The following is a 10,154-nucleotide window of genomic DNA, read 5'->3' as shown; positions in this document are numbered from 1 at the left end:
TAACAGAAATGTCATTTTTGACCATTTCTGCTACCGATATTTTAGTGCCTGTATGCTCCAAAACGCCTCTTTTATATTTATTAACATAAAAAGCTGCTCAAAAATTTGGCTATGTCTTAGGAATCAGCACCCCTATTGAAAACTTTGAATAGAAAAGCCTTGAAATATGAAATAGGCTTCGATAGTCAATGAAGCCTATTTCGTAGAGCAATGAAAGCGGCTTCGTAAGCAGTTGAAGCCTATTGCATTATTCTGCATCGGCGAAAGAAGAAGAACTCCAAACTTCCTCGGAAATCTCTCTAACCAAATCTATCTTTGCCCATTGCTCAGCATCGGTCAGTTTATTACCGATTTCGCAAGAGGCGAAGCCGCATTGAGGACTGAGACTGAGACGATCGAGAGAAATATACTTGGCAGCTTCGTGGATTCTGGCGATAACCGTAGCCTTATCCTCCAACACCGGAGATTTTGAGGTTACCAAACCCAGAACCACCTTCTTGCCATCTGCCACATATTTCAAAGGCTCGAAACCGCCCGAACGCTCATCGTCATACTCCAGATAGAAGGTATCCACATCCTCATGAGTAAAAAGATAAGGAGCCACAGCATCGTAGGCACCCTTGGTAGCATAGCAGGAATGATAATTGCCACGGCATACGTGGGTGTTGATGGTCAACCCCTCAGGTTTGCCCTCGATGGCAAGGTTGTTCACCTTCAGATACTGCAGGGCTTCCTGCTCTAGGGTAAATCCTGTACCCACCTTAGCCTTCCAGTAATCACTATCCACAATCATTCCCCAGGTACAGTCATCTAACTGAACGGTGCGGCAACCGGCTGCATAAATTTCCTGGAAGAAGGTGCGATAGGCCTGGGCAATATCCTCTATCAGCTGGGTGGTGTTAGGATAGAACTTGCGGGTATTCTCGGCATTCTTGCCACGAAACAGTTCGGCAAGAAACTGTGCAGGAGCAGGAACCGTCTGCTTTGCCTCGAAGATATACTCGCCCTTGGCATCCAACTCCTCAAACTGCTTTACAAACAGGAAATCCTTGATAAAAGGATGATTCTCGCCGGTAATCTTGCCGGTCAGTTGGATAGAACCCTTGGTTGTTTCCTCGCCATGGAACTGGTAACCATGCTCCAGTTCGATATGCTCCACGCCATTGAATCCCCACATAAAGTCGAGATGCCAATAGCTGCGGCGGAATTCGCCATCGGTGATATAAGGCAGGCGATGCGCCTTCTGCTGCCTGATAACCTCTGTAATCAGACGGTCTTCTACGGCGCGGAGGTCGGTGGCAGAAATCTGTCCGTCTGCAAACTTAGCTCTTGCTTCCTTCAACTCTGCAGGGCGCAAATAGCTGCCCACTGCCTCAAAATGTATATTTCTTACGTTACTCATTGTTTTATCTCCTATATTTTTAAATGATGAATGACTCTTGATTTGCCATTATCTGATGATAAACGGCTCTTTGCATCCGGAATTGCGGTTGCAAAGGTAAGAAGAAGAATTTTATCTTCCAAATATTCTCCGTAATTCAGAAAAATATGCTATCTTTGCAGCGAATTAAGCAAATCAGCAGAATATTATTCTGCAGGAACAGGTAAAAGCAGAAATAAAGAAACAATGGCTACAGAAGAAAATCTCGACGAAATCGACATCAAGATACTCAAGTTGTTGCAGCAGAACTCCCGACTCACCGTGAAGGAACTTGCCGCAAGAGTCAACCTCTCTCCTTCTCCAACCTTTGAACGGCAGAAGCGGCTGGAACGAGAGGGATACATCCAGCGATATGGAGCCATCGTAGACCATCACAAGATGGGACACAACGTAATCGTGCTCTGTAATATCCGGCTCAAGCAGCACACCCATGATCTGATTCAGCAATTCATGGATACCGTGCAGACCATCGACCAGATAACGGAGTGCTACAACACCACCGGCGATTATGACTTCCAGATCAAGGTATATGCCCGCGATATGAAAGCCTATCAGGACTTCATGCTCAACACGCTGGGAAATATCGAATGCATCGGAAGCCTGCACAGTATCATCGTGATTGGTGAAATCAAGGATTCGCATTATATTCCCGTAGCAAAATAAGGAGGAACGTGATGACAGCAAAAAAGTTATTTATGATATGCCTGCTTCTTGCGATACCTTGCTTTTGGCTGTTACTATAGATTAGCATTGAAATATGTTGGCAAAATGTTGCCAAAAATAGAAAAGAAAAAATCCTAACCGCTTATTATTAAGCAGTTAGGATTTTTATTCGGTGCGCCTGATAGGACTCGAACCTACACGGCCTGAACCACTAGATCCTAAGTCTAGCGCGTCTACCAATTTCGCCACAAGCGCATTTGTGACTGCAAAGATACAACTTATATTTCAATTAAAAGAAGAAAAATATAAAAAACTTTGAAGTTACTTGCTTTTTTGCTGAATTTTTACTATTTTTGCAGGCTGAGAAGAAGATGTAAGTCTTTTAACCGGTGCAGATGAATTTGGCATTTATGGTCTGAAGAAATCGATGTTTGGCTAAATGACTGAAATCATGAGAAAACTAACTTAAATATACAGATAAAGAATGAAAAACGAAATGAGAAAAGTACTGCTGTTTGCTGCGGTATTGCTGGCAGGAAACAGTGCCTTGGCACAGACTCCACAGGAGGATTTCAAGAGGGATGTTACGCTATCGGCAAGTAACTACGTGGCTTATCGTGGTCCTCAGAAGCAACTTACTCCTGCTCCTAAGGGATACAAACCATTCTATCTGAGTCACTATGGTCGCCATGGCTCACGCTATATGATAGGAAAGAAGGCCTATGATGTGCCTTACTTCTCTTTGCTCAAGGCGAAGCAGGAGGGTAAACTGACTGCCAAGGGTGAGGAAACATTGGAAAAAGTAAAACTGATACGTGATGATGCTAAGGGTAGGGATGGCGAACTGACGCCGCTCGGAGCTATCCAGCATCAGGGAATTACCAAGAGAATGATGGAGCGATTCCCGGAGATTTTTGCAGGTAAAACCAATATCGAGGCGAGAAGTACCGTTGTTATCCGATGTATTCTCTCAATGGAAAACGGTCTGCAGCAGATGCTTCGCATGAATCCTCAACTCCATATCTTCCATGATGCCAGTTATCACGATATGTATTATATGAACCTGTTGGATAAGCGACTGGACAGTTTGAAGAATTGTATCGGAAGAAAGACGGTGCAGGAGGAATTTACCAAGAAGCACGACTGCTATGACCGCGTGATGAAGGAACTCTTCAACGATCCGTACTGGGTGAAGCAGAATATCAATCCGCGCGACCTCAACTGGAAACTCTTTGAGATGGCAGGGGCTATCCAGGGTACTGAACTGCGTGGCAAGGTTTCTCTCTACGACCTCTTCAATGAGGAGGAAATCTATCAGAATTGGGTGGTAAGCAATTCCTGGTGGCAGATGTCATACGGATATTCTCCTTATACTGGTGCCGAACAGCCTTATTCTCAGCGCAATCTCTTGAGAAATATCATCGAGAAGGCTGACAGTTGCATCGCTCTCCAGCATCCGGGTGCTACGCTGAGATATGGTCATGATACGATGGTGACTCCGCTTACCTGTCTGCTCAATCTGAATGGTTATGGTGCGCTTATCAAGGATCCTGAGAATATTGCCAAAATGTGGTTTGATTATAAGATTACTCCGATGGCAACCAACCTGCAGTTTGTCTTCTATCGCAATCAGAAGAAGCCGAATGATGTCTTGGTAAAGGTTCTCCTGAATGAGGATGAGGCTACCTTGCCTATCAAGAGTGATGTGGCTCCTTATTATCATTGGAAAGATTTCAAGGACTACTGTATGAAGATTCTTGCAGCCAAGAAGTACTAATCATCTGATTTTCCCTTTTTTGAGGAGAATTTCTCAAGGGTAATCTTGAGAGGATTTTCTCAAGAGTTAATTGGGAAATAAATAGGGCTTGTATGATTTAATAATGATCATACAAGCCCTTATGCTATTCGAAAGTTATTTGAGAAAGGTTAGTGCTTAGCTAACCATTCTTTGTCTTTCTCGTCTTCTTCGGTAAACTTCTTATCGTCGAAGAGACTGGTCTGTCCTGTCAGTTCGTCGATGATCTGCTGTTCGCTCTTACCTGCATCCGGGTCAAGGTTTTCTCTTTCAGGAGCTTTTCCTCCTTTTCCAGATGCATCCCCATTTTCTGATTCACCTCCTTCTTCTGAGTCTTCACCTTCATCGGTTGGTTCTGGGAATCGGGTAGGCTCCAGTTCTTCGATGCTTTCTAACTTCCAGGTAGTGAGACGCTTGCCCTTTGCCTTGAAACTCTTCTGTCCGATAAACTGTTCTGCATCGATTTCCTCGGCAGGTCGGATTGCATCCACGCCGCCATAGGTAACCTTGAATCTCGGATAGGCGGTATCGGTGAGCAGAATCAGCTTGCAGTTAGGATTTTCTCCCATGAAGTTCTGATGGCGCTTGATAGCATCCATCGTGAAGCGCTTGATATATGGATAGCCCTGATTGTCGGCATCGTAGAGAATGGCGGTCCAGATCTTGTGCTCGTCCCATTTTTCCAGACGGAGGATATTGTCCTCGTAATGGTTGTTCGGGTCGAAGTTGGTGATGTAGAAATCGCCATCGTCGAGTACTACCAGGATGCTTTCGTCGTCATTGAATTCACCGAGGAATCTTCCGTTCTCATCATAGTTGATGCGGTTTACGTCTGGGTCAAACCAAACCTTTCTTCCTCCCAAGGTACTGTGACCATGACTCTTCAGTCCGATGCGTCTGATGGTACGCTTGGTCAGGAGATTTCCCTTGGCAGCACGTCCCTTGATAAGTATTTCGGAGAAATCCTTCTCCAGGAAGATGCTCTGTCGTTTCTTCGACAGGTCTGGCTCCATAGTTACCTTGATGATTTCCGCTTCGCCATTAGGGTTGGCGGTGAAGTAGATGATGCGGCTGCCAGGAGTGCCCTGGGTGATATCGTACAACTTGTCGCGGGTCATCGCCGTCACGTTGAATCGCTTGATGAAATAATCACCTTGTTTTCCATCGCGATAAACGCAGTTGTAGATGGTGCGCTTGTCGTTTTTCTTGAATACCTGTACGTGGAGGATGTTCTTTCCTACGAATATCTTGTCGGCCACCTTCATGACCTTGAATTTTCCGTCTTTATAGAAGACGATGATGTCGTCGAGGTCGGAACAGTTGCATACGAATTCATCCTTCTTGAGGCCGGTTCCTACGAATCCTTCCTGTCGGTTGATAAACAACTTCTGGTTGGCTTCTACCACCTTGGTCACCTCGATGGTGTCGAAGTTGCGTATCTCGGTCTTGCGAGGATGGAACTTGCCGTATTTGCCTTTGAGGTATTCAAACCAGTTGATGGTCACATCGGTCATGTGGGCAAGGTCATTTTCAATCTCAGCCAGTTCTGCCTTAATCTTCATCAGGAGATCATCCGCCTTATCCTTATTATATTTAAGAATACGCTGCATCTTGATTTCGAGCAGTTTGAGAATATCTTCCCGGGTGATTTCGCGATGGAAAGCATACTGTACCATTCCCTTGCCATCCACCTCTGCAGTAAAGAGCTTATCCTTGAAAGGCTCCAGCTTGGAGTCGATGAATGCCACTACCTCATCCTGGCTCTTACTCTGCTCAAACTTGCGCTCCTTGTAGATGCGCTCCTCGATGAAAATGCGCTCCAGAGAGGAGAAGAATAGCTGTTCTTCCAATTCGCCCTTGCGAATCATGAGTTCCTTGCGGAGCAGTCCCATCGTGCAATCTACGCTATGCTTGAGCACATCGCTGACGGTGAGGAACTTTGGCTTGTTGTCCTCGATGACGCAGCAGTTGGGTGAAATATTGATTTCGCAGTCGCTGAAGGCATAGAGGGCATCCATCGTCTTGTCTGACGATGTGCCAGGAGCCAGATGGACGAGAATCTCCACGTTGGCAGAAGTCACATCATCCACCTTTCTGGCCTTGATTTTACCTTTCTCTACAGCCTTGGTGATAGATTCGATGAGGCTTCCCGTAGTCTTACTGTATGGAATCTCGCTGATGATCAGAGTCTTGTTGTCGAGCTTGTCTATCTTGGCACGAACTTTCAGCACACCGCCACGCTGACCATCATTGTATTTGCTTACATCAATGGCACCACCCGTAGGGAAATCAGGATAAAGCGTGAATGGTTCGCCCTTCAGATAGTGAATGGCAGCATCGCAGAGATCATTGAAGTTGTGGGGCAGCACCTTGCTGCTCAAGCCTACGGCGATACCTTCTGCGCCTTGTGCAAGGAGCAGAGGAAATTTGGCTGGCAGGGTGATAGGCTCTTTATTGCGGCCGTCGTATGAGAGCTGCCAGTCGGTAGTCTTCGGGTTGAATACTACGTCGAGTGCAAACTTGGAAAGTCGTGCCTCGATATAGCGGGGCGCTGCCGCACGGTCGCCTGTGAGAATGTTTCCCCAGTTACCCTGTGTGTCGATGAGCAGGTCTTTCTGTCCCATCTGTACCAGGGCATCACCGATGGAGGCGTCACCGTGAGGATGAAACTGCATGGTGTGGCCCACGATATTAGCCACCTTGTTGTATCTGCCATCATCCATACGTTTCATGGAGTGGAGAATGCGTCGTTGTACAGGCTTCAGTCCGTCCTCGATGTGAGGAACGGCACGCTCCAGAATTACGTACGAGGCATAGTCGAGGAACCAGTTCTGATACATACCGCTGAGATGGTGTACAGCGGATGCGTCGAATCGGTTCACCGGCTTATAATCGGAATGCTGTTCGGTCTGATTTTTCAAATCATCCTTTGACGAATCCTCTAAGTCGTCCTTTTGCGAATCCCCCAAATCGTCTTTAGAGGTGTTCTGCAGGTCGTTATTTTGAGAATCTTGCAAGTTGTCAGGATTTTGACCTTCTATTCCGTCTTTATCTTTAATTTCGTCGCTCATAGATAGCTTTTAATACTTATTTTGATAATTTATGGCAAAAATACAACAAAATTTCGAGAAAAAAGCGTATCTTTGCCGAAAATTTGAAAAAAAAAAGTTTTTATCATGGCACAGGAAGATGTTTTTAAGAAAATCGTAAGCCATTGCAAAGAATATGGCTTTGTATTCCCAAGTAGTGAAATTTATGATGGCTTGGCAGCTGTTTATGATTATGGACAGAATGGTGTTGAGCTGAAAAATAATATCAAGCAGTATTGGTGGCAGAGCATGGTGTTGCTGCACGAGAACATTGTTGGTCTTGATGCTTCTATCTTCATGCACCCTACTGTTTGGAAGGCTTCCGGCCACGTAGATGCTTTCAATGACCCATTGATTGATAACCGCGACTCTAAGAAGCGTTATCGTGCTGATGTGCTCATCGAGGATCACATGGCTAAATACGAAGAGAAGATTGCTAAGGAGATTGCTAAGGCAAAGAAGCGTTTCGGCGACAGCTTTGATGAGGCTCAGTTCCGTGCTACCAATCCTCGTGTTCTCGAAAACCAGAAGAAGTATGATGAACTTCATGCTCGCTATACTGAGGCTATGCAGGGTCCTAACCTGGAGATGCTGAAGCAGATTATCGAGGATGAGGGTATCGTTTGCCCTATCAGCGGTACCAAGAACTGGACTGATGTTCGCCAGTTCAATCTGATGTTCTCTACTCAGATGGGTGCTGCCAGCGATGCTACCAGCAAGGTTTATCTCCGTCCTGAGACTGCTCAGGGTATCTTCGTAGATTACTTGAGTGTTCAGAAGACCGGTCGTATGAAGTTGCCATTCGGTATCTGTCAGATTGGTAAGGCTTTCCGTAATGAGGTTGTTGCCCGTCAGTTTGTATTCCGTATGCGTGAGTTCGAGCAGATGGAGATGCAGTTCTTCTGCCAGCCTGGTACTGAGATGAAGTGGTTTGAGTATTGGAAGAAGGTTCGTTTGGCATGGCACGAGGCTCTCGGCATGAGTAATGAGAACTATCGCTACCACGACCATGAGAAGTTGGCTCACTATGCTAACGCAGCTACAGATATCGAGTTTAAGATGCCTTTCGGTTTCAAGGAAGTTGAGGGTATTCATAGCCGTACCGATTTCGACCTTTCTCAGCACGAGAAGTTCAGCGGCCGTTCTATCAAGTACTTCGATCCTGAAAAGAACGAGAGCTATGTGCCTTACGATGTAGAGACTTCTATCGGTGTTGACCGTATGTTCCTCAGCGTAATGTGCCACTCTTACTGCGAGGAGAAGTTGGAGAATGGTGAGACACGTGTTGTCTTGCGCTTGCCAGAGGCTTTGGCTCCAGTGAAGTGCGCAGTATTCCCATTGGATAAGAAGTATGGTCTCCCTGAGTTGGCTCACGAGATTGTAGATGAGTTGAAGTTCCACTTTAATACTCACTATGGCGATCCTAAGGATTCTATCGGTAAACGTTATCGTCGTCAGGATGCTATTGGTACTCCATTCTGTATCACAGTTGACCACGAGACTCCAAATGATCATAAGGTAACTCTCCGTTATCGTGATACTATGGAGCAGGAGCGTGTTGCTATCAGCGACTTGCGCAGTATCATCGAGGAGCGTGTGAGCATCACAAGCGTATTGAAAAAGCTTGGCAAGGAAATCAAGAATTTCTAATTGCCGGAGTATTTCGGGATATACCTGTATGATTTGTGTAGTCTGAGTGATATGCATATATATATAATAAGGTATATGATATAGCAAAACAAAAGATTTAGATGAACTTTAAGAATATTAAATATTTGTTCTTTCTGCTGATGACGGTTTTCGTACTGTCATCATGCAGTGAGACGAATGAGGACGAGTCGAATTCTGAGTTTAGAAATTGGCAGGAGCGTAATGATAAGGCTTTTGCTGATACATTAGCTAAAGCCCGCAATGGAAGTTCGGAGTGGAAGGTGATACGTAGCTGGACACTTCAGAACCAGACATCCACTACGGAAGGACAAGGTGCTGCTTCTACCCTAAAGTATAATGACGATGATTATATCGTGGTGCATATACTGAAGAAGGGTAATAGCGATGCTAATCTGCTTTATACCGACTCTATCCAATTGAGTTATCGTGGTAGATTGATTCCATCCGATTCTTATGCCAATGGTTATGTTTTTGACCAGACTTTCGTTGCTGATGAGTATAGTTCGGAAACGGCTAAGCCAACAAAGACGACTGTTAATTATGGTTGGATAGATGGTTTTACCACTGCACTTTTGGGCATGCATGTCGGAGATCACTGGCAGGTATTCATTCCTGCTAATCTCGCTTATGGCAGTAGCGTTAACTCAACCATCCCTGCTTATTCTATGCTTCGCTTCGAAATGGCATTGACTGCCTATAAGCGAGGTAAAGGTAGCTGGATAACAGAAGAATAATATCAGGCAGTAATATGCTTTATATGTCATTATGTACTGGCATATAATGACTGCTGAAAGATATGATGATATTTTAGCCTTGGGAGTAGTGATACTTTCAAGGCTTTCTTTTTTTCATCGGATTTCACGGAGTTATCGGAGCTTTCTTGCTCATACGATTACTCACGGAATTTTATTCGGATAAGACCTTACGGTCTCTGGCAGATACCCCATATAGCTTTCTCCTCTTTTTTCCCTCTTTCCTTCCTCTCTTTCGTTCCCTTTTCTTTTCACTTTTCTTTTTTTCTCCCTCTTTTCCTTTTCTTTCCTCCCTCTTTTTCCCCCTTCTCTTTCCCCCCTCTTCCCTCCTTTATTATTCCATATATTTCATTTCTATTTTCAATTCTAAAAATATGTTGCGAAGGCTAAATTAGTGTTTGTGTTCGTACACAATCCTTTGACGTATATCAAAAAAATGTTAGAAAGTTGCAAATTTATTCATAAAAATATTGTGGGTTCAAAGAAATGTAGTACCTTTGCATCAGAAATATAAGTTTTACCTGTTGGCGGAATTAAAAAACCGCCTGAAAATTAGTATATTTTTATGGAGAAAAAGTTGTGCATCTCGTTGATTTTTAGTAACTTTGTAGTGTCAAATTATAAAGTTATATATTTCACGCTATGCACAACTTGTATGCAAATTTCGTAAAAATTCTTGAGATATGCAAGGATTTCTCCAAAAATTTAGTTAATGAGCTAGGAAATATTCCTCGCCCAGGAGT

6 protein-coding genes, 1 tRNA gene and 1 pseudogene are annotated in these 10,154 nt (G+C 44.5%); 5 read left to right on the top strand and 3 right to left on the bottom strand.

Going from position 1 to position 10,154, the window contains the following annotated elements; all coding sequences use genetic code 11:
- Nucleotides 1-247 precede the first annotated feature (247 nt).
- Nucleotides 248-1,402, bottom strand: coding sequence for a 5-methyltetrahydropteroyltriglutamate--homocysteine S-methyltransferase (locus tag EXN75_RS16365; RefSeq protein WP_134844627.1), 1,155 nt, complete (start codon nucleotides 1,400-1,402; stop codon nucleotides 248-250).
- A 225-nt stretch (nucleotides 1,403-1,627) separates the two neighbouring features.
- Here EXN75_RS16365 and EXN75_RS16360 point away from each other — a divergent pair, with 225 nt between their 5' ends.
- A complete protein-coding gene (locus EXN75_RS16360) occupies nucleotides 1,628-2,104 on the top strand; it encodes an Lrp/AsnC family transcriptional regulator (RefSeq protein ID WP_022110128.1) in 477 nt (158 codons plus the stop codon).
- Nucleotides 2,105-2,277: 173 nt separating this feature from the next.
- Here EXN75_RS16360 and EXN75_RS16355 read toward each other — a convergent pair.
- Nucleotides 2,278-2,359: transfer RNA gene (locus tag EXN75_RS16355), tRNA-Leu, on the bottom strand.
- 241 nt (nucleotides 2,360-2,600) lie between these two features.
- On the opposite strand from EXN75_RS16355, the gene EXN75_RS16350 reads away from it, so the two are divergent.
- Nucleotides 2,601-3,881 (top strand): histidine-type phosphatase, encoded by a 1,281-nt coding sequence (locus EXN75_RS16350; protein ID WP_134844626.1) that lies wholly within the window; start codon nucleotides 2,601-2,603, stop codon nucleotides 3,879-3,881.
- 149 nt (nucleotides 3,882-4,030) lie between these two features.
- Here the strand turns inward: EXN75_RS16350 and EXN75_RS16345 are convergent, their stop codons facing one another.
- Nucleotides 4,031-6,970: a DNA gyrase/topoisomerase IV subunit A gene (locus tag EXN75_RS16345; protein ID WP_408005975.1), complete on the bottom strand. Its 2,940-nt coding sequence runs from the start codon at nucleotides 6,968-6,970 to the stop codon at nucleotides 4,031-4,033.
- Between the two features lie 105 nt (nucleotides 6,971-7,075).
- Between EXN75_RS16345 and EXN75_RS16340 the strand changes: the two genes are divergently transcribed.
- From EXN75_RS16340 to EXN75_RS18395, 3 genes and pseudogenes are all read left to right on the top strand, one after another.
- Nucleotides 7,076-8,638, top strand: coding sequence for a glycine--tRNA ligase (locus tag EXN75_RS16340; RefSeq protein WP_134844625.1), 1,563 nt, complete (start codon nucleotides 7,076-7,078; stop codon nucleotides 8,636-8,638).
- A 101-nt stretch (nucleotides 8,639-8,739) separates the two neighbouring features.
- Entirely contained in the window at nucleotides 8,740-9,393 is a 654-nt protein-coding gene (locus tag EXN75_RS16335; protein ID WP_134844624.1) for an FKBP-type peptidyl-prolyl cis-trans isomerase, read from the top strand.
- Nucleotides 9,394-9,976: 583 nt separating this feature from the next.
- A pseudogene (locus tag EXN75_RS18395) lies at nucleotides 9,977-10,154 on the top strand (IS982 family transposase); the annotation flags it as partial.

The sequence above is a fragment of the Segatella hominis genome, assembly GCF_004535825.1.
Lineage (GTDB): Bacteria > Bacteroidota > Bacteroidia > Bacteroidales > Bacteroidaceae > Prevotella > Prevotella hominis.
The sequence above is the reverse complement of the archived record's forward strand: the minus strand, read 5'-3'. Positions and strand labels throughout refer to the sequence as shown.

Excerpts from the sequence above, each read along its gene's own strand:
- EXN75_RS16340 (WP_134844625.1), top strand. The coding sequence starts at position 7,076 with ATGGCACAGGAAGATGTTTTTAAGAAAATCGTAAGCCATTGCAAAGAA.
- EXN75_RS16365 (WP_134844627.1), bottom strand. The coding sequence starts at position 1,402 with ATGAGTAACGTAAGAAATATACATTTTGAGGCAGTGGGCAGCTATTTG.
- EXN75_RS16345 (WP_408005975.1), bottom strand. The coding sequence starts at position 6,970 with ATGAGCGACGAAATTAAAGATAAAGACGGAATAGAAGGTCAAAATCCT.
- EXN75_RS16360 (WP_022110128.1), top strand. The coding sequence starts at position 1,628 with ATGGCTACAGAAGAAAATCTCGACGAAATCGACATCAAGATACTCAAG.
- EXN75_RS16350 (WP_134844626.1), top strand. The coding sequence starts at position 2,601 with ATGAGAAAAGTACTGCTGTTTGCTGCGGTATTGCTGGCAGGAAACAGT.
- EXN75_RS16335 (WP_134844624.1), top strand. The coding sequence starts at position 8,740 with ATGAACTTTAAGAATATTAAATATTTGTTCTTTCTGCTGATGACGGTT.